Raw genomic sequence first — 20,150 nt, 5'->3', positions numbered from 1 at the left:
GCAATATTTTATGACAACTGAACACACCTTAATTACCCAAGCAATGCAAAATTGGGTTAAAAGCGTCATTGTAAAATTCAACTTTTGTCCGTTTGCTCGCAAAGAAGTCGAAGCAAATACCATCACCTATATTGTCTCAGACGACGAAAAACACGAAGACGCGGTGATGACCATGCTTGAACAACTGGCACATTTAGACGCGCATCCAGAAGTAGAAACTACCCTGCTTATTTTTGCTGAAGGGTTTAAAGATTTTGATAGTTACTTAGACTTAGTCGACCTTGCTAACGCACTTCTAGCTGCACAAGGCTATGAAGGTAAATATCAAATCGCTCACTTCCACCCAGACTATGAGTTTGCCGACAGCGAACCGGGCGATGCTGCCAATTACACCAATCGTGCGCCTTACCCAACACTGCACCTTATTCGTGAGGAAAGCATGGCCGAAGCACTGGCAAATTACGACGACCCAGAAAGCATTCCTGAAAATAATATCCGTTTAGCTCGACGCAAAGGCGAAGCATTCTGGCAGCAACTTTTGGCTAACTGCCATAAGTCTTAAACTGCATATATTAGCTTCAGAATATTACTATTGATTGGCTTTTAAAAAGTATCAAAGTCAATCAAGCTCAGTAAAACTCAATATCATGGTGTTTTTATATTGCTGTTCTGGATGAACTAGAATGCTGTCGAACTGCTCATGATTTAATGCATCAGGGTAATTATGTAGCTCTAAACACACGCCAGAGTACGGCGAAAATGGGGCTGATAGAAATCCCCCAATATAGCATTGCAGGCCATTTTGGTCGCTAAAAACACTCAGTCGTACGCCATTATTTTTTGATACCAGTTGTGCCACTAATCTCATACCTTGAGGCGCTTTGTGAAACACAAAATAATGATCTAGGTCGCCAGCCTGCTGCAACGATTTGGGCTCGCGAAAATCAAATTTTGAGGCCGCTAGTTTGCTTTCATCGACTTTAATCAATTTTCCGGTTGGAATATTACTCGCATCTTTTTCTAACACTGATTCAGCATCAATACACAGCTCTAGATCTAAAGCTGAGTGCTCCGCCAGGTTAAAGTAAGCATGATTGGTTAAATTAAGCGGTGTGGTTTTATCTGTATCCGCACAAATCTCAATTTCGAGCTTGTTATCTTCAGAAAGGCTATAGGTAACTTGAATATTCACATTGCCGGCAAAGCCATTATCGCCATCAGGTGATGCAAGTTTAAGCGTCACTGATGATTGCGACTGTTCCGCAATATGCCAAAACCGCTTATCAATACTCTGCTCTCCGCCATGCAAACAATGCTCACCATCATTTTGAGAATATTGATAGGTTTGCCCATCATAACTAAAACGGCCTCGACCAATCCGATTTGCAACTCGCCCGCAAATAGCGCCGACATAAAAAGGGTCTTCAAAAAACTGAGTTTTATCTTGATAGCGCATGAGCATTTCTTTTGACCCATGACATGTCGGGAAAATAATAGAACACAAACGCGCACCAAAGTCAGATACCACAACCTGCATGCCATTGTTATTTTTGAGGGTAATTAAAGTTTGTTTCATGAATTAACGTGTATAAAGAAAACAGTAGGTACTCACTTAAAAGTGAAATACCTACTGTTTAAAAAAGAAATGACGATTACCACCAAGTAGCGTAGAGAGCGATTAAGATCACCACCACACCCAAAGCGGTCACATTGAATCCCGTTTTAGTTACAAAACTGACATCACTCAGTTGCACGCACTCTGATGTACCTTGAGAGTCACGCTCATGTGCTTTAAACAGCTTTGAGACCACAAAACACAGCAGTAAACACAACACAAACACTAAACCCACACGATCCATGAAAGGTAAGCTTGGCATGGCAAACTTCAAGCTTAATGAGAACAGCGCTGAGCCAAACGCCGCAGCCAGTGCACCATTAGCGGTAGTGCCTTTGTAGAACATCCCCATCACGAAGATCACCACAATACCTGGGGTAAAGAATCCAGTGAACTCTTGAATGTACTGAAACGCCTGCTCAAATTGGCCTAACAAAGGCTTTGCAACTAACAGTGCCACTATTAAAGCCAACAAAGCCGTGACACGCCCAACATTCACATAATGAGATTGGCTTTTTTCAGCATGGAGCTTTTTATAAATATCCATGGTGAAAATTGTCGAAATACTATTGGTCATCGATGCTAAGGACGACACAATCGCCGCCACTAACGCGGCAAATACCAAGCCTTTTATTCCCACAGGCATGAGCGACATCATTGACGGATAAGCTTTATCTGGTGCGGTTAAATCAGGATATAACACCACAGCAGCAATGCCCGGCAATACCACAATCAGTGGCATCAATAATTTTAAATACGCCGCAAAGGCAATGCCTTTTTGTGCTTCGTTTAAATCTTTCGCCGCCAATGCGCGCTGAATAATGTATTGGTTAAAACCCCAATAACTAAAGTTCATGACCCACATGCCGCCAATTAATACCGACAGCCCAGGTAAGCTCATATAATGCGCGTTCTCAGGTGATAAGATCATGTCAAAGTGCGTTGGCACTTGTTCTGTAAGTATACCAAAACCCGCTAACACGCCTTGTCCATCTGATACGGCATCGAGCGCCAAGTAACTTAAGAATAAGCCGCCAAATACTAGCAAGGTGACTTGCAAAATATCAGTAAAGGCCACAGCTTTTAAGCCGCCATAAAGCGAATACGCCACTGAAAACACCACTAAAAACATCATGCCATACAAGGCATCTACACCTGCAACCGTTTCAATCGCAAGACCACCAAGCCATAGCACCGCGGTTAAATTCACAAACACATAAACGGCCAACCAAAACACCGCCATGGTGGTTTTTACGCGGTCATCGTAACGCTGTGCTAAATACTGCGGCATGGTATAAATTTGCTGCTTTAAAAATATCGGCAACATATATTTACCGACTAAAATCAGGGTGATCGCCGCCATCCATTCATAAGATGCAATCGCCAACCCCATGGCATACCCAGATCCTGACATACCTATGATCTGCTCTGCCGAAATATTTGACGCAATCAGTGACGCGCCTATCGCCCACCAAGGTAATGCCTTGGAAGCTAAAAAGTAATCTTCAGTATTGGCACCTTCTTTTTTCTCGCTGCGGGAGAACCATAGCGCAATCGCTAATAAGCCGAGTACATAAGCGCTAAAAACAGCGATATCTGTACTGTGTAAACTGATATTCATGATGTTCCTCGTTATTCTTTTTCTAATTACTAAGGTTATATTGACTAAGCTCTAAAAGCCCCTTGCACGGCTGCACAAACATACACGTCAGCCCTTAATCCGGTCTGTTTTTGGTACTCGGCTTTAACAGTCTGAGTTACTGCTTCGACCAAAGCTTTTGGCATCACGGCTACCACGCAACCACCAAAACCACCACCTGTCATTCGCGCGCCACCTTGCTCAGCAATTTGCGATTGCATCAACGCTACTAAACAGTCCATTTCAGCTGTACTGGTAGCAAAATCATCTTTTAATGAGTCATGTGATGCATTCATCAAACGACCTAATTGGCTGACATCATTGGCTTTAAGTGCCTCTAAGGCCTCTAAGGTTCGCTGATTTTCGGTGATTACATGCCTTGCTCTTTTATAGCCCAACTCACTCAAGTTTGCCTGCTCTGACTCTAATTCAGCCAAAGTCACCGCTCGTAGTGCTGGAGCATTAAAGTGCTTGGCCACTCGCTCGCATTGCTCGCGCCTTTGGTTATATTCACTCTCGACGAGGCCACGTTTTACGTTTGAATTAACAATCACAATGGCTAAGCTTTCTGGAATGGGGGCGTCTTGAAAGGTTAAATCTTGGCAATCGAGTAACATGGCATGACTATGCGCGCCCATTGCCGAAATACTCTGATCCATAATCCCGCAGTTGCAGCCAACAAATTCATTCTCGGCTTGTTGCGCGAGCTTGGCCGCTGTAAAGCCATCAATCTGCAACTTAAATAAATCCGAAAACGCTTTGATCAAAGCGACTTGCAAACTGGCCGACGAGCTCAACCCCGCACCTTGAGGCACGTTACCTGAGATAACGATGTCAGTGCCTTGCAGTACAAAGCCGGCTTTTTGCAGGACATACACCACCCCAGCGACATAATTCACCCACATCAAATCAGGGTTGAATAAAAGTTCTGTTACCTCGAACTCGCATATTTGATTATCTAGATCATGGGCTAATACTTGCATTGTGCTGTCATCGCGCTTTGCGATGGCTACATCAGTGCCAAAGTTAATTGCTGCGGGCAGCACAAATCCCAAATTGTAATCGGTGTGGTCACCGATTAAATTCACTCGCCCAGGCGCGTGGCTTACTTGCTCGGCTTGATAGCCAAACTGCTTGGCAAAAACCTGTTTAATCATTTCAGTACGGCACATTATTATTTCTCGCTGTAATGCGTTAAAGGCTGAGAACGTAATCGTTCAGCGGCTTGCTCTGGGGTTAAATCACGCTGTGGCTCTGCTAACATTTCATAGCCCACCATAAACTTACGAACACTGGCTGAGCGAAGCAAAGGCGGAAAAAAGCTCGCGTGTAATGTCCACTCAGGATGCTCTTGTCCATCAAATGGCGCACCATGCCAGCCCATTGAGTAAGCGAACGCGCATTCAAACAAGTTGTCATATTTAATGGTCAATTCAGACAAAATAGCCGCTAGACTCAGTCCTTGCGACTTAGTAAGTTGCGTCATACGTCGAACCGAAAAGCGCGGTAACAATAGGGTTTCAAACGGCCATGCCGCCCAAAATGGCACCACCACCAGCCAATCATCATTAATAGCGACAATTCGTGTTTGTTGCTGAATTTCTCTGGCCACATAATCTGCGAGTAAATTCCCGCCTCGCTCTGTAAAATACTGAGTTTGCGCTTGCTGCTTTTTTTCAACCAAGGTCGGTAAAGACTGCTGCGCCCAAACTTGTCCGTGAGGGTGCGGGTTTGAGCATCCCATCATCGCACCTTTGTTTTCAAACACCTGCACCCACTGGTAGGTGCCACCGAGTTCGCTATATTGCGACTGCCAGGTTTGCACCACTTTATAAATTTGTTCAACCGAAAGCTGCGCCAATGTCTTGCTGTGATCCGGTGAAAAACAAATAACACGGCTTTCGCCTTGCTCTGCTTGCATGGTAAATAATGGGTCGTCGCAGTGATGAGCTGGCAGCTTACTTTGTAGTGCCGCGAAGTCATTGTTAAACACAAAGGTATTGCTGTAATTAGGGTTTTGCTCACCATTAATACGTGTATTGCCAGCACACAAATAACAACTTTCATCATACGACGCAGTTGCTAATAGTTGCTGCTTTTCTGTTTGCCCCTGCCATGGTCGTTTGGCTCTATGGGGCGATACCAACACCCACTCATTGGTGAGCGGATTTAACCGCCTATGAGGGTGCTCTGTTGCATCAAATATCATGCTCAAATCACAAAAGGATAATGTATACAAAAAATGTAAACGGTTACATTTTTTTTGGCAAGTAAATTTACTTAAAAAAATCACTCTGCTACCATCGCTCAGAATTAAGTCTTTTTAAGCAAGCGTATATGGCCACCATTAAAGATGTTGCCCGAGAAGCTAAGGTATCTATTGCTACCGTGTCTCGCGTGATAAACCAAGATGACAAAGTAAGAGACAAAACCCGTGAGCATGTACTCTCGGTGATGAAATCCTTAGGTTATCAAGTAAACGTCAATGCGCGCGCACTCTCCACACAAAAGACAGCCACACTCGGCTTAGTGGTGCCCGACATCAGCGATCCATTTTTTGCCTGCTTAGCAAAAGGCGTCGATAGCATAGCCCGTCAGCATCAAAGCCAAGTACTGCTGTGTACCGCCCAAAACAGTAGTGAGTCAGAACAACAAGCCATTGATTCATTATTACAACGTCGCTGTGATGGCATAATTTTGTACTGTACGCATTTAGCCGACAGCGCATTGATCGATATCGTAGAGCGCTATTCAAACGTGGCCGTGGTGGCGCGAAATATTCCTGAAATAGCCGAAAACTGTATTTACCTCGATGATGAACTTGGTGGCCAATTGGCCGCTGAGCACCTACTCGCCTTAGGCCACAATCGTTTTGCGAGCATTATGAGTGAGCTGCCAATTCAAGATCCCAAACACAGGCTATCAGGGTTCAATTCGGCTTTATGTAAGCAAGCACTTACGTTAACTGAAGATCAAGTTGTTTATGGCGCACCAGATCAACTCGGTGGCGAGCTAGCAGCCAATACTTTACTCAAAAACCAGCAAGTATTTACGGCACTTTTCGCCTACAACGATGCCATGGCAATTGGTGCAATTTCAGCGTTAGAAGAAGCGGGCTTTAAAGTGCCAGACGATATTTCGGTGATTGGCTTTGATGACATTTGCCTTGCTCATTACAGCAGACCTAAGCTCACCACCTTGCACTACCCTGTCGAAGCCATCGCCAAACACGCAGCACTGCTGGCCATTAATAAGCACACTCAGTTAGATAAAACAGCACATTCGCATCGCTATCAGCCAACATTAGTCGAGCGACAATCAACGGCATTTACGCCAACAACAGCTCCAAAACAGAGCCTAAATGAAAACCAAGTTGAACGGCAAAATTAACGTTTGAGCTAAAGGCTAGCTAGCAAAAACAGAGCAACATAAAGCCTTAGAAAAGAACTGTACAAAACAATTGTATATTGTATTTAAAGTGGAATTTTAAAAATAAACAACACAGCTAAGATGACAACAATGAAAAATAAACTTTTTGTAATATTTAGCCTGAGCATGCTCACCACACTGTTATGTCAGAGCGTTTTCGCCAAAGCACCATGGCAAGACCATCAAGTGTTTGCCATCAATAAACAAGCCCCTCGTGCCTCTGGGTTTAGCTATCAAAGCTTAGCGGGTGCCATGCAAGATGACCCAGCTCAAAGCGAAAACTATTTATTGCTCAATGGCATGTGGCAATTTCACTGGCAACGCTCTGCGATTAATCCACCTAAAGGGTTTGAACAGCCTAATTTTGATGATTCTAGTTGGGGGCAGATCCCCGTGCCAGGCAACTGGGAGGTCGAGGGCTATGGCTATCCGATTTACTTAGATGAGCGCTTTCCGTTTACCACCAAGTGGCCCGATGTCCCACTTGAGTACAACCCAACTGGCTCTTATCGAAAGCCTTTCACCTTGCCTGAGTCATGGCAAAATAAACAAGTGTTTTTAAATGTAGGCGCTGCAAAATCGTCGCTCGATGTGTGGCTAAATGGTGAAAAGGTCGGCTTTAGCCAAGGCGCAAAAACCCCAGCTGAGTTTGATATCACCGAGTTTGTGCAACAAGGCGACAACTTACTCGCACTCAGGTTACGCCGTTGGAGTGACGCCAGCTATCTAGAAAGCCAAGATATGCTGAGAATTTCGGGTATTGAGCGCGACGTCTATTTATACGCCACGCCAAAACAGCATATTTTTGATTTTCATGCCAAACCACGTTTAAACAAACGCTTTGATAAAGGCACGTTAGAACTTGATTTAGACGTTAAAAACTACCAAAAACACAAGGCACAACTCAGCGCAAAATTTGAGTTACTCGACCCTAAAGCAAACCATGCAGTTGTCGCCAAAGCCACAAAAAGCTTCACGGCAAACGCTCATGGTACTGAGCAAATCAGCTTTTCAGAGCAAATAGCACATCCACAACTTTGGTCAGCAGAAACCCCAAACCTCTACACCCTAGTGATGAGTCTATACAATCAACAAGGTGAATTACTCGAAGTGGTGCGTGATGAGATCGGTTTTAGACATATTGAGATTGTAAATAAGCAACTGACTATCAATGGTAAGCCGATTGTTATTCGTGGTGTTGACCGCCATGAAACCTCGCCAACCCGCGGCCACGTAGTAGATAAGGCATCAATGGAGCAAGATATTAAACTGATGAAGCAGTTTAATATCAACGCAGTGCGCTCCAGTCACTACCCAAATCACCCATATTGGTATGATTTAACCGACAAGTATGGCTTATATGTGATCGATGAAGCCAATATTGAATCGCACCCGTTGGCTATTGACGAGAAAACCCAACTTGGCAATGAAATGAGTTGGTTGCCTGCACACCTAGACCGCACTCAACGTATGTTTGAGCGTGATAAGAACCACCCTTCTATCATCATTTGGTCGTTAGGCAACGAAGCCGGACATGGCGAGGTATTTGCCAACACCTATCAATGGTTAAAAGACAATGATGATCTGCGCGTGGTGCAATACGAGCCAGCCGAGCTTGAGCATTACACCGATATTTTTGCGCCTATGTATCCGTCAATCGAAAAACTGATTAACTACGCCAGCAATAACCCAGATAGACCCGCTATTATGATTGAATACGCCCATGCCATGGGCAATTCTGTAGGTAACTTGCAAGACTATTGGGATGCTATTGAAAAGTACAAGGTGCTTCAAGGGGGCTTTATTTGGGACTGGGTTGACCAATCTCTAGAGTATCGCAATGAATTTGGTGAAACATACTTTGCTTATGGCAAAGACTTCCACCCAACTCTGCCAACCGACGGCAACTTTTTAAACAATGGCCTGATGAACCCAAACCGTGAGCCTCACCCGCACGCCTTTGAGGTAAAAAAGGTTTATCAACCGGTTAAATTTACTGCGCACAATCTGCTTAAAGGGCAAGTCACTGTACAAAATAAATTCTTATTCACGGACTTAAAAAAGTATGACCTGCGTTGGAGAATTGAAGCGGACGGAGAAACCATTAAACAAGGTCACAACGCCATGCCAAGCGTGCAACCGAGCAAAACCGCCATATTGAGTTTTGATATTCAAGGTCTTCCTGCTTACAGCGACAAAGAATACTTTGTCACCCTAAGTATGCATGCCAGAGCACAAGAGCCGCTACTGCCACTTGGTCATGAGATTGCCTTTGAGCAATTCAAACTACCGGTATCGCAATTAAAATCAGCTGCAAAAAGCGCGAACAACTTAGTTAAACAACCAGTAAAACTAAGTTATACACATCAAAAAGACGTACTGATCGCTAAAGCCGCTGGCGCTCAGCTTAGCTTTGATAAACGCTCAGGCTGGTTACAACAGCTCACTTTTAACAACAAAGCCATGTTAACCCACCCGCTTAAGCCTAACTTCTGGCGAGCACCAACCGACAATGACTTAGGTAATAACCTGCAAGTGCGTGCGGCCATGTGGCAAAGTGCCACTGACAGACTCAAACTCACCGCCTTACAAGCCAATTCAACGGGCGTCACTGCGCGCTATCAATCACCAGATTTTGCAGGGAGTTTAGTACTGAATTATCAGATCACAGCACAAGGCTTCGTACAGGTTGATTACCTGCTCAACCTTGATGATAACCAAGCCTTGCCCGACATTCCGCGTGTTGGCATGCAGCTAAGCACCTTTGGTGAATATAAAAATATGTCTTGGTTAGGTCGTGGTCCACATGAAAGTTACGCCGACAGAAAAACCTCAACGCGAATTTCAGTGTTCAACACACCTGTGACCGAGCAACACCATTACTACATTCGTCCACAAGAAAATTCAAACCGCACCGAGGTGCGCTGGATGGCATTGCAAAACGCGAAAGGCGAAGGGCTACTCGCGGTAGGCGACAAGGTATTGAATGCCAGCGCTTGGCCTTATCTGCAAGCCGATATCGACTTTAACACGGGCGATGCCAGTGCATCGGCATCAGGGCTTGTGCCTGTGACCACCAAGCACGCCATTGATGTACCTGTGCGCAACCTTGTTACCCTGAATATTGATCATAAGCAAATGGGTGTGGGTGGGGATACCTCTTGGGGTCGACTTGTTCACAAGCAATACCGCATTGCCGCTAAAAGTCAGCAATATCGTTTTACCCTAGCGCCGCTCTCTACCGATAAAAATGCGGCTGCATTAGCCCGTGAAATTAAAGCAAGTTACGGTGAATAAACCATGAAGAACCCATTTTTAAGAACAGCAAATACACTGCTTATAGGCTTGCTTAGCGCACTCTTTTGCACACAAAGCCAAGCGAGCAATGAGCATTTGCAAAACACCCTAACCCGAATTGGCGAGCCAAACATGATGAAGCCCGCCGATAAGTTTGGTCACAGCCCATTTAACCCATTGTTTGATGCTGGCGCTTGGCATGGGCATTTGTTGCCAAGCTCCGCCGATGAGCTGGGTGGTTTTACCGGTCATGCACTCATTCAAGAAGAGTATTTAACGTATCTAGCCAAACGCTTTGATCGCTTACAGATGTTTAAAAATGGCAGAAAACTGACGCTTACAGGTGAGGTGTTGAGCGAGCCGGGCAAACTTATTCAGCATCTTAAAGCCGAAGACGTGGCCGTCACCCTTACTTTGATGTTTGTTGGCCCGCGTACTTCAATGGTTGAAACTAAAATAGAAAGCGATAGCCCGCTGACTTTGAAGTTTGACGGCGAGCTAATCACACAATTTGATAAAAAGCGCACGCTTGAACAAGCACACCCACAACTGCAACCTAACCTAAAAGCAACGCCACAGGGGATCACCGTACATTTTAATCAAGTGCGTTCACCTTATAGTGTTCTTACCTCGGGCAGTTCGGCCTATGTGATGAGTAAATCATTAGCAACCATCACACGCATTCAAGGGCAAGGCTACACCAGCCAAGCGGATATCAAGGGCACAACGACGTTTTATACCCTATTCAGCCATGTTCTGGACGCACAAGAACACACCAAGGTTAAACAGCACCATCGAGCAATCCTCGAAGCGCCTAAAGAATTTATGCAGGCAAGTCAGGTCCGCTGGCAGCAGTATCTTATGCCTTTACAGCAACTAGAGCATCCTGCCCAGCAGCGCTTAATGGCCAAATCAATTGAGACCTTAATAGGTAATTGGCGCAGTCCGGCAGGTGCTATCACCACCGATACAGTTAGCCCATCGGTCACCGCGCGTTGGTTCTCGGGTAACTTAACCTGGCCTTGGGATACGTGGAAGCAAGCTTATGCGCTCAGCGACTTCCACCCTAAATTAGCCAAAGCCAATATTGATACGGTATTCAATCAACAAATACAAACTGGCGATACAGTCAGACCGCAAGATACAGGCTTTTTGCCCGACCTAATCGGCTACAACCTAAGCCCAGAACGTGGCGGTGACAGTGGCAATTGGAATGAGCGCAATACCAAGCCCAGCCTTGCGGCTTGGGCGGTATTAAAAGCCTATGAGAGCGACCAAGATAAAGCATGGTTGTCAGCACTTTATCCAAAACTAAAAGCATATCGTGCATGGTGGTTGCGCAATCGTGACCACAACCAAAATGGTATTCCTGAGTATGGTGCAACCCTCGACAAAGCCCATAACAACGAGCAAGGTGAATTATTATTTATCCACCAGCAGGGCAACACAAAAACCACCAAATACGGGCTTGCACACTATCGCAAACTATTAGCACAAGGTGAGCAAGTTTTTGCCCCAGCTCAAACCGCAGCCTCTTGGGAATCTGGCAGAGATGATGCGGCAACCTTCGGCTTTATCAGCAAAACCCAGCTTACAGATTATGTAAAGCAAGGCGGTGATGCCGCTGATTGGCAAGTTGATTTTGCTCAAAACCGTGATAACACAGGTAAACTACTTGGTTATTCTTTGCTGCAAGAATCATTAGATCAAGCCAGTTACTTTTATACCGATACCCTGTATTTGGCGAAAATCGCAAACATTCTTAATTTACCGAATGAAGCCAAGCAATTTGAAGCCGAAGCAAAACAAGTTAAAAGCTACATTAATCGTTGTATGTTCGATGCCAACACGGGCTTTTATTACGATATTCGCATTAACAACACGCCACTTAAAAATGGCTGTGCAGGCAAACCTATCGTTGAGCGAGGCATGGGCCCTGAAGGGTGGTCACCGCTGTTTAATAGAGTGGCAACAGCCACACAAGCGAAACAAGTTCGCGATGTGATGATGAACCCAGAGACTTTTTACAGCAAAGTACCGCTTGGTACAGCTGCCAAAAATAATCCAGCGTATGGTCCCAACATCTATTGGCGAGGCCGCGTGTGGGTCGACCAATTTTATTTTGGTGTAAAGGGGTTACAACATTACGGCTATGAGCAAGAAGCAAAACAACTTGTAAAGCGCTTTTTAACCCATGCCGATGGCTTGATGGAAAACGCCCCCATTCGTGAAAACTACAACCCAGAAACCGGTGAGCAACAAGGTGCACCTAATTTTTCTTGGAGTGCCGCACATATATTTATGTTATTGAATGAGGGGTTTGCTGATAAGTAGAATGAAATCGTTCTAAAATTCTAATTATCTCAGCTTGAAAATTAGTGTTTTTAGCATCAGGATGGGGTGCTCCAAAAGCGCCTATATCATTATCAAAGTATCGACCACTTTCTCCTTCGAAATCTTTTGATACCGCTAAATCAGCCAATAGCTTTACAGACTTTTGAATGTCTTTGCCTTCAATGCCGAACCCAGATTTAACCATACTTGTTGCGAGTAGTGACCCTGGGTTTACGGGTATAAAGTGCGTCTGTTTTATTTCTTCAGCCATATATAAAGTCCAAGCCGTGATTGCCAACTTGCTTTGTGCATATGCAGTCATAGCATCACTATATTGAAGCTCACCTGATAACCCTCTCATATCAACAGGACTTTGCGCTGCAGAAGACAAGTTAATCACTCTGCCACCGTCCAATAATGGCAACAGTTTTCGGGTAATTAAATAAGGTGTAATGGTGTTAACGACAAACCGACTATCTACACCTGATGAAGATATCGGTGTATTGGTTTTGAGCACTCCGGCATTATTAATGATCCCATCTAATTGAGTGTGTTTCTCTTTTATTTTCTCGATAAAATTATTCACTTGGGCTAAATCAGACAAGTCAGCAGCATATATTTCTAGCTGTTCACTATATTGAGATAATGCTTGAGCAGCAGTAGCTAAACTTTGCTCACTCCTACCATGTAAAAGTACAACATGCCCGAGGGCTAATAAATGCTCAGCAGTCGCAAACCCTAACCCACCCGTTGCGCCAGTCACCAATATCTTTTTCATCATGCCTCCAAGGTTATCTGCTACTATCTTAGAGCATTTAATTTCAGCTGATAATGAGTTGATATGAAGAATCAGTTTATAGTTTCTATTGAGAATAAGCTTCCTCTTAACTTATTCTCAATTACTACAACCTTATAAAATAGACTCGAACACCATAGATAGCCTTGGTCCCCACATCATCATGGCTGCAGCGATTACACCAATTAGCGTGATCACGGCTGCAATAGAAGTTGTCATCGCAGCTAACCATTTTACGTTTTCGGTTTTACTGCGTTTCGCCCAAAAGATGAGTTCAGCAGATAACATAGGCAGCAAGTAACAGGCAAAAGATATTGTCAGATCCATTGGACCATCAAGGTTATTATTATTGCCGTTTTGGCCTTGGTTAACTAAGTACCAGCCCATTAGAAATAAACGAAAAGTCCACACGCCATTTACTAAAATAAAGGCATGCACCGCCCAGCGCTGATGCTGAACAAATTGCTTTTTAACTGCGGTTTTCCAAGCAAAGAATATCGCGACTAATATAAGTACGCCGTTGAGCGTGACACCTAACGCACCTATGTCACTGAAGCGAATACCTGCACCCCAAGTTAAGTACAATCCCGTAACAGCACCTGACAGCCCTAAAGCAAAAAATACTCGCCCATTCCAGCGGTGAAACTTAGGATAGGTTTTGCGTATTTTTGGAATAATTTGTAGCAAACCACTGCTTGCCATAATTGCCGCCGGCAGAATGTGGCTAAAAAACATGATGGAATCAAAACCAGCACTGGTATCAAACCCTCTTGCAGGAGAGATTTCATCAGCCTGATGCACGGCTCCTATTAATAAAGGGATGGCATACAAACTGAGAATATAAACGGCAAACGCCCATTGCCCGACTAATACAATACTGACCCAACTAGTCACCGCCTTTTTCAGTGCAGAATCGGCTGACATACCCCAGATATTTTTTTGACTAACGGTTAGCTGTTCCATAACACTCTCCTTACTCTAATGTTGATGTAAACAGCTTGGCATTGGTGTGAAATAGGATCGCACCGAATTTTAAAATCGGCCTATGATTTTAGCAGTTTGCGTTTTTTAAATTTTGATAAACAGAATCTAAAGGCTATGTAACAACATGAAATTAAAGCTAACTTTTTTATTCACCTCATTACCTAATAAAATACGACACGCTTTCTTACAATCACACAATTGAGAGAGAACGAACGATTAGATAAACTCAGCAGTGTTACTTTGGAGCGCCCCTGATGACCTTATCAAACATTTATTCCACCCAACTTATCGTGGCACTAACCTGTTTACTCGCGCAGCTATGGGTGAAAAACAAACATACAACGCATATTTTATTTGCAGTATTTTGTGGCTCGGTTGCCATGGGCGTAATACAAAAGTTATCTGCTGACAGTTTGGGGGCTTACCAATACCTAGTCGGGCTAGGAGCTTGCGCTACTTGTAACTGCTATTGGTTGTTTGTGCGCAGTTATTTTAGAGGCAATAATGCCATCTCTATGCAACATATTGCACTTGCCATTGGCATTGCTGTTTTGGTGATGATGAGCAAAGGCTATTTGTTTGTCACTGAACTGTGGCAGATAGAATCAAGCAGTTTGAGTTTTGCGAAATATACGCTCACCGAAATCACTATTTTGCTGTCTTCTTCGATCATCGTTTTATCTATATGGGAAGCATTTAGAGGGTTTAATCAAGCCTCTAAGACTCAACAAAAACAGCGTGTTTTTTATCTATGTGCCATCATTTCTGCGGTACTCATTAGTAAAGTCGCCAAAGGCTTTTTCATAGACACGCCGCATATTAAAGAAGCCATCATCGCCAGTATCACTATTTTTATGTTGCTTGTTACACAAACACTGATGTTTTGGCGTTTTAAATCCAGCTCTAGTCATAACCCAACTAATTCAGCAGACACAGCGAAAGTAAGTGCTTTCAAACCCAAGTTGAATGAAACACAAATACAAGCTAACTCTTTGGAAATACAAACCGAAGAGTCACAAGACATTGAGTTGAAAAACACCATTCAACAGTTATTGATAGGCCAAAAACTATATCTACAAGCCAATCTGAAAGTAGGTGATTTAGCTAAGCAACTCGACTTACCTGAATATAAGGTCAGCCGAGTATTAAAAGAGGGGTTCGGTGCTCGAAACTTTAACCATTACATAAACCAACTCAGAGTCGAGCACGCTAAACAACTTCTCTCTGAGTCGGATAAATCGCATTGGCCCGTGTTAGTGATTGGTCTTGAAAGCGGCTTTGCGTCGGTCGGGCCATTTACTCGCGCTTTCAAGCAATTTACGGGCTCGACGCCTAACCAATACAGACAACAATTTAGCCCTAATAAAGCTCAGGTCGCTTAGCGACCTGAAGCAAACTTTTGGTTAACCCACAGTGCGAGAAGGATAATACCGCCCCCAACGGCAAGTCTGATTAAATCGGCATCTCGGTTCCAAATAACCAGATTAACCAGTATACCCGCAGGAATAAGTACGTTATTCATCACCGCAAGTGCACCTACATCCACCAAGGTTGCGCCTTTATTCCACGCAAAATAACCAAAGCCCGAGGCCACCAAACCAAGGTAAATTAATATGCCCCATTGGGTGCTAGTCGTTGGTAGCTTGTCTGTATTGCCAAACATTAAAAAGAACAGCAAAGACACGACTAATGCACCGACAAAAAACCAACCAAACACGGTTTTATGATCAAGTTCACTGTCTTGCATTAAACGCTTATAGGTCACTTGCCCTGTTGCGAAACAAAGGTTAGCGCCTTGTACCAGCAACAATCCAAATAAGAATTCACCGTCCAGATTTTCATAACGAATGGCAACCGCCCCTATTACGGCTATCACCGCAACCAGAAGATATTTGCCGTTAAACTGCCTATCTAACAGATCATTGAGTAAAGTGATATAAACCGGCGTCATCACAGTAAACAGCAGCACCTCGGGCACACTCAAAAACAAAAACGAGTGATAGTAAAACCCGTACATTAAACCGAGCTGCACACCACCGATGGTCATTAATTTAAGAATGAGATCTTTAGGGATACGTGAACGGACTAAAAAAGGGATAAACACGCAAGTTGCCAGCGCCACTCGGCTAAAAGCGCTAAACCAAGCATCAACTTGCCCTGCCAAATACACGCCGATTAAGCTAAAAGAAAACGCCCATAAACAGGTTACAAAGGCTAAATAAGACATCAGAAAACCACATTATTATTTTCGCTTAGTAAACCATGAATACCCAAAAACAAAAAGCCACACTCATCTCGACTGTGGCTTTTAGACAATCTTAACTTGTGATTTTAAATAAAATTCAGCGTGTGCTGATTAAAGTTCGCTAAGTTTGGAAAAATATCCACCAACTCAGAATCAGGCACGCCAAACCACCTAGCTAAGGTTGCAAAATACTGCTCATTGGCAACTTCGGGAATAAGTCGACCACCGCGCGTATCTCTCGGTCCATTAAGGTGCTGAGTCAACAATTTGCCATACAAATCACCACCGTTCACCGCACCGCCCATCACAATATGGTTTCCAGCCCAACCGTGATCGGTACCATTACCATTTGACGTTAAAGTTCGACCAAATTCACTCATGGTAAACGTAGTGACATTATTTTGCTGTCCCAAATAAGTCATGGCTTGGTTAAACTCAGATAGTGACTGAGATAATTGACCTAGTAATGAGGCATGACTGCGGTTTTGATTACCATGGGTGTCAAAGCCCCCCATAGAGACATAAAACACTTGGCGCTTACAGCCTAGTTGAGATTGAATCGAAATGGTGCGCGCGATTGTGCGCAGTCTTCTCGACAACACACTGCCTGAAAATACCCCATCAATAGGATCGGACTCTTGTAACGCCTGGTTCATCGCTGATGTTTTGTCTATCGAGGCTTTCACGCGAGCACCATAAGCTTGACCTAGTGGGTTTTTCTGCCCAGTTAAAACTCGGTTAAATAAACTACTAACATGCTCATTGCGCTCCTGACGACCACTTAAGGCATTGATCTGACTAATCCCATTAGTGCTTAAACTAAAAGGCATGCTATTTACGCTGGTTTGCCAATGATTCATACCTGAAAGCGAAATATTGCCCCCAAATCTATCAGCTTGCTCAAGGCGCTCTAATAATCGCGCCCCCCATCCGGTATTAATCGAACTTTGCTCTTTGCCATACATCCAAGTCGCTTGCTGTTTGTTGTGTGAGAATAAATGTAAAGGTAACGGCACTGATTTATTGATCACATCCTGCTGCGTTGTAGGCGCGATAAGACTGCCCACCCCAGTCACAAAAGCCAACTGCTTTTCAGCAAATAAGTTTTGTAATGGAGCCAACGAATTATGCAAGCCTACGCCACCCTCTTGCAAAGTCTCTGGTGCTAAAGCCAGCGGATCAGCTATTGCTAAATTTTGTCGACTCGCTTCATATAAACTACGCGATTCACCTTCCAGTGGCACCAACATATTCAGCGAGTCATTACCTCCAGATAAAAATACACAAACCAGCGCTTTATAATCATCGTCATCAATCGCTGTTGAACCTTGAAATGCTTGCAGTTGTAGCTGTGTTAAGGCGGCCATTGATACACCCCCTTTTAAACACATGCCTAAAAACTTTCTTCTATCCATGATATTGCTCCTATTGTTGCAAGCTGTATTCAGCTGAGACGGTGATTAAAAAGATAATATAAGAAAGCCTTAGGTGACTTTCACTCGAAGAGAAATAGGCATCCATATCATAAATTGCTTGGCGCATTTCTTCAGACATTGAGCCTGCAAAAAACAAGATGTCGTATTTATCTATCACCGCATTCAAACCAAAGTTTGCCAATAGCGCCATGTCCTCTGACATGTATAAGTAGATACGGTTTTCATACAAGCTGTCATAACGCTCAGCCACACGGCTACTAAATTCATCAAAATGGCTATTCAAGGTATTGATGACATAAGCGTCATTGGCGATTTGTAACTCTGGTGCGAGCAACTCTGATCCCGACAGCTCTTGCGGTTGGTGATCCGGTTGATAAAAGTTGAATACCGATGTTGATTGCAGCGGCCCTTGACCAAACATCAAGGGTAAATTGCCCGTAAAATAAAAATTGTTAAGTGCTTTTGCATCAAATACGCGCCACAAATGTACTTGTTTTAACAGAGGCTCTTTCACTTTGCCAAAGTACTCAAGTGGCGCACCAAACTGTCTTGCTTCTGCATCTAAATAGATGGCTTTTAGGACTGCTGCTAAATCACCTTTTACGCCTTCACCATTGTCGTTAAACACTTTGGCGACACGCTCAACATAACCAGGACTTGGATTTGATGTGATTAATTTTAAGATCAGCTGCTTACTGATATAAGGCGCAACATTTGGGTGCTCAAAAATGGTATCAAGGGCGATTTTTAACGATTCCTCTGGCCCTGTATTCTCAGGGATCACCACGCCATTGAGCAAATGCTTTGCTGCAGTCGAATGATATTCTTCGAATGGACTCATGGGTATTGAGTGGTTGTTACTTGGGCGGTTCCAAAACTCACTGGCACCAAATGTCCAACCCGTAAATACTTTCGCGAACCCTTCTATATGCTCTTGGGTATAAGCTGGAATAGGCAATCCATTTTCATCTTTTTTGGCCGTACCATTGAGTTCTAGCTCATTCAAACCCAAACTAAATAACTGCAGTAACTCACGGGCATAGTTTTCATCGGGTCGAATGTTGCGCTCTTCATCGGCCTTTTCATTATTGAGATGATCTAGATAAATGCCCATCATGGGCGATAAGGTAATGGTTTCGAGTAAGCCTCTAAAGTTACCAAATGCATGTGTTTGCAACATGTCGTAATAACTCACCATGCCTTTAGGTTGATTGGCTAACGCGTTGTTAAAGTCAGACACTACAAAGATTTGACTCATGGCATATGCCACACGCTGCCGAAGCTGATCAGGCGCATTGATTGTGCCTTTCCACCAAGCATCAATGCGATTAATTTGAATTGGATAATCGCGGTTTGGATAGTTTTCCAAATAATCAACATGGTAAGTTATTGGCAACTGCATTTGTGCTTCAATCCACTGCTGAGCACTCATGCCCTCCGCCGCTAAGATTTCTTCATATCTTGGCCCAACTCCAGCCTGATGTAGCAAACGAGCAGCTTGCTCTCTATCCATAGCTGTTTTAGCAGTAAATTCAAATTCTTGGCTTACCTGTGCACCATGCTCATCGGTCACAGTTAATAAAAAACGATACGTTTCGTCAAAGCCGTTTATAGGTTGAGGAATTTCGAAAGAGATCTCAGCTTGGGCTGATAATGTCACAGTCTGCCCAGCTAATTGTTGCCATTTATAGCTAAGCGTATCACCGTCTGCATCACTGGCATTGGCTTTTATCTCGACTTGCTGACCATGGCTAACTTCTGTCGGAGAGGTTAGCTTTATGACAGGAGTTTTATTCTCTGACGCTGAATTATCGCCATTGTCACTATTATCATTGCCGCTATTATTTCCATTATTATTATCTGACCCATCCGTGCCACCATTAACCGGTGTTGTTGTGGGATTATCTGATACGGGTGTATCCATACTCGTGTTTGCTTCATTGCCACCGCCGCATGCAACTAAGAAACAGCTCGTAAGGATAGCAATTGCTATGCGCTTACTCATCTTTATGCCTTAGTACTGATTAAAAACAGCAAAACTTTAGCATTAGGAATTTAATTTTACGCAATTATTTTGTATGACTTTTATTCAAGTTTCTGGTCATACCTGAACAAGTAAGTAAGTGCTTTTTGTTTCCACTATAAAAATAGGGACTTTAACCTGAACAATAGGTTAATTAGACCAAACAAATAAATTTAATTTGCATGTAGTATTTGGTTACTACCCAATGCCACCCAGCTTTATTTATTATTCAACGCATTAATTAGACATGTAACTCTCCAGATTAATGCAAAGTTTTTTTCACTACCAAAGGGTTTAGTCATCGCTTTGTAATAGATTGAAATAAATTCGGCAGCCAGCTGGTCTTCATCAT

At 43.7% G+C, this 20,150-nt stretch carries 14 protein-coding genes; 5 read left to right on the top strand and 9 right to left on the bottom strand.

Features of this window, described 5'->3' with window-relative positions; all coding sequences use genetic code 11:
• Positions 1-10 precede the first annotated feature (10 nt).
• Positions 11-562, top strand: coding sequence for a DUF1415 domain-containing protein (locus ACXAC4_RS03130; RefSeq protein WP_404391196.1), 552 nt, complete (start codon positions 11-13; stop codon positions 560-562).
• Between the two features lie 57 nt (positions 563-619).
• Here ACXAC4_RS03130 and ACXAC4_RS03125 read toward each other — a convergent pair whose 3' ends face one another.
• The 4 genes from ACXAC4_RS03125 to ACXAC4_RS03110 form a co-directional block, all read right to left on the bottom strand.
• Positions 620-1,576, bottom strand: a complete 957-nt coding sequence (locus ACXAC4_RS03125; RefSeq protein WP_475158976.1) for an aldose epimerase family protein — start codon at positions 1,574-1,576, stop codon at positions 620-622.
• Positions 1,577-1,652: 76 nt separating this feature from the next.
• Complete coding sequence (locus tag ACXAC4_RS03120; RefSeq protein ID WP_475158974.1) at positions 1,653-3,236, bottom strand: sodium/sugar symporter; 1,584 nt, start codon at positions 3,234-3,236, stop codon at positions 1,653-1,655.
• 44 nt (positions 3,237-3,280) lie between these two features.
• Positions 3,281-4,411, bottom strand: a complete 1,131-nt coding sequence (gene galK / locus ACXAC4_RS03115) for a galactokinase (protein ID WP_475158972.1) — start codon at positions 4,409-4,411, stop codon at positions 3,281-3,283.
• A gap of 17 nt (positions 4,412-4,428) precedes the next feature.
• Complete coding sequence (locus ACXAC4_RS03110; protein ID WP_475158970.1) at positions 4,429-5,463, bottom strand: UDP-glucose--hexose-1-phosphate uridylyltransferase; 1,035 nt, start codon at positions 5,461-5,463, stop codon at positions 4,429-4,431.
• 128 nt (positions 5,464-5,591) lie between these two features.
• On the opposite strand from ACXAC4_RS03110, the gene ACXAC4_RS03105 reads away from it, so the two are divergent.
• The 3 genes from ACXAC4_RS03105 to ygjK all read left to right on the top strand — a co-directional run bounded on the left by ACXAC4_RS03105 (position 5,592) and on the right by ygjK (position 12,314).
• Positions 5,592-6,644: a LacI family DNA-binding transcriptional regulator gene (locus ACXAC4_RS03105; protein ID WP_475158968.1), complete on the top strand. Its 1,053-nt coding sequence runs from the start codon at positions 5,592-5,594 to the stop codon at positions 6,642-6,644.
• A 129-nt stretch (positions 6,645-6,773) separates the two neighbouring features.
• Entirely contained in the window at positions 6,774-9,980 is a 3,207-nt protein-coding gene (gene lacZ / locus ACXAC4_RS03100) for a beta-galactosidase, LacZ type (RefSeq protein ID WP_475158960.1), read from the top strand.
• A 3-nt stretch (positions 9,981-9,983) separates the two neighbouring features.
• Positions 9,984-12,314: an alpha-glucosidase gene (ygjK, locus tag ACXAC4_RS03095; protein WP_475158958.1), complete on the top strand. Its 2,331-nt coding sequence runs from the start codon at positions 9,984-9,986 to the stop codon at positions 12,312-12,314.
• Here the strand turns inward: ygjK and ACXAC4_RS03090 are convergent.
• Together ACXAC4_RS03090 and ACXAC4_RS03085 are read right to left on the bottom strand one after the other, a co-directional pair.
• Positions 12,280-13,095 (bottom strand): SDR family NAD(P)-dependent oxidoreductase, encoded by an 816-nt coding sequence (locus tag ACXAC4_RS03090; protein WP_475158956.1) that lies wholly within the window; start codon positions 13,093-13,095, stop codon positions 12,280-12,282. The genes ygjK and ACXAC4_RS03090 overlap by 35 nt on opposite strands.
• 129 nt (positions 13,096-13,224) lie before the next feature.
• The gene (locus ACXAC4_RS03085; protein WP_475158955.1) at positions 13,225-14,073 is read right to left on the bottom strand and encodes a DUF2306 domain-containing protein; all 849 of its coding nucleotides are present in this window, start codon (positions 14,071-14,073) and stop codon (positions 13,225-13,227) included.
• Positions 14,074-14,348: 275 nt separating this feature from the next.
• Between ACXAC4_RS03085 and ACXAC4_RS03080 the strand changes: the two genes are divergently transcribed.
• Entirely contained in the window at positions 14,349-15,476 is a 1,128-nt protein-coding gene (locus tag ACXAC4_RS03080; protein ID WP_475158953.1) for a helix-turn-helix domain-containing protein, read from the top strand.
• Here the strand turns inward: ACXAC4_RS03080 and ACXAC4_RS03075 are convergent.
• The 3 genes from ACXAC4_RS03075 to ACXAC4_RS03065 form a co-directional block, all read right to left on the bottom strand.
• On the bottom strand, positions 15,473-16,321 hold the full coding sequence (locus tag ACXAC4_RS03075; protein ID WP_475158952.1) for a carboxylate/amino acid/amine transporter: 849 nt from the start codon (positions 16,319-16,321) through the stop codon (positions 15,473-15,475). The genes ACXAC4_RS03080 and ACXAC4_RS03075 overlap by 4 nt on opposite strands.
• A 104-nt stretch (positions 16,322-16,425) precedes the next feature.
• The gene (locus tag ACXAC4_RS03070; protein WP_475158950.1) at positions 16,426-17,754 is read right to left on the bottom strand and encodes a DUF1501 domain-containing protein; all 1,329 of its coding nucleotides are present in this window, start codon (positions 17,752-17,754) and stop codon (positions 16,426-16,428) included.
• A gap of 10 nt (positions 17,755-17,764) precedes the next feature.
• Complete coding sequence (locus tag ACXAC4_RS03065) at positions 17,765-19,780, bottom strand: DUF1800 domain-containing protein (RefSeq protein WP_475158949.1); 2,016 nt, start codon at positions 19,778-19,780, stop codon at positions 17,765-17,767.
• Positions 19,781-20,150: the final 370 nt, after the last annotated feature.

The sequence above is a fragment of the Pseudoalteromonas sp. AWM4_233 genome (assembly GCF_056158285.1).
Note: the sequence above shows the minus strand (reverse complement) of the source record. Positions and strands in the feature narration are given on the sequence as shown.

Bases quoted from the DNA above. Each gene is read 5' to 3' on its own strand.
- ACXAC4_RS03130 (WP_404391196.1), top strand. From the start codon at position 11: ATGACAACTGAACACACCTTAATTACCCAAGCAATGCAAAATTGGGTT.
- ACXAC4_RS03125 (WP_475158976.1), bottom strand. From the start codon at position 1,576: ATGAAACAAACTTTAATTACCCTCAAAAATAACAATGGCATGCAGGTT.
- ACXAC4_RS03120 (WP_475158974.1), bottom strand. From the start codon at position 3,236: ATGAATATCAGTTTACACAGTACAGATATCGCTGTTTTTAGCGCTTAT.
- galK (WP_475158972.1), bottom strand. From the start codon at position 4,411: ATGATTAAACAGGTTTTTGCCAAGCAGTTTGGCTATCAAGCCGAGCAA.
- ACXAC4_RS03110 (WP_475158970.1), bottom strand. From the start codon at position 5,463: ATGATATTTGATGCAACAGAGCACCCTCATAGGCGGTTAAATCCGCTC.
- ACXAC4_RS03105 (WP_475158968.1), top strand. From the start codon at position 5,592: ATGGCCACCATTAAAGATGTTGCCCGAGAAGCTAAGGTATCTATTGCT.
- lacZ (WP_475158960.1), top strand. From the start codon at position 6,774: ATGAAAAATAAACTTTTTGTAATATTTAGCCTGAGCATGCTCACCACA.
- ygjK (WP_475158958.1), top strand. From the start codon at position 9,984: ATGAAGAACCCATTTTTAAGAACAGCAAATACACTGCTTATAGGCTTG.
- ACXAC4_RS03090 (WP_475158956.1), bottom strand. From the start codon at position 13,095: ATGATGAAAAAGATATTGGTGACTGGCGCAACGGGTGGGTTAGGGTTT.
- ACXAC4_RS03085 (WP_475158955.1), bottom strand. From the start codon at position 14,073: ATGGAACAGCTAACCGTTAGTCAAAAAAATATCTGGGGTATGTCAGCC.
- ACXAC4_RS03080 (WP_475158953.1), top strand. From the start codon at position 14,349: ATGACCTTATCAAACATTTATTCCACCCAACTTATCGTGGCACTAACC.
- ACXAC4_RS03075 (WP_475158952.1), bottom strand. From the start codon at position 16,321: ATGTCTTATTTAGCCTTTGTAACCTGTTTATGGGCGTTTTCTTTTAGC.
- ACXAC4_RS03070 (WP_475158950.1), bottom strand. From the start codon at position 17,754: ATGGATAGAAGAAAGTTTTTAGGCATGTGTTTAAAAGGGGGTGTATCA.
- ACXAC4_RS03065 (WP_475158949.1), bottom strand. From the start codon at position 19,780: ATGAGTAAGCGCATAGCAATTGCTATCCTTACGAGCTGTTTCTTAGTT.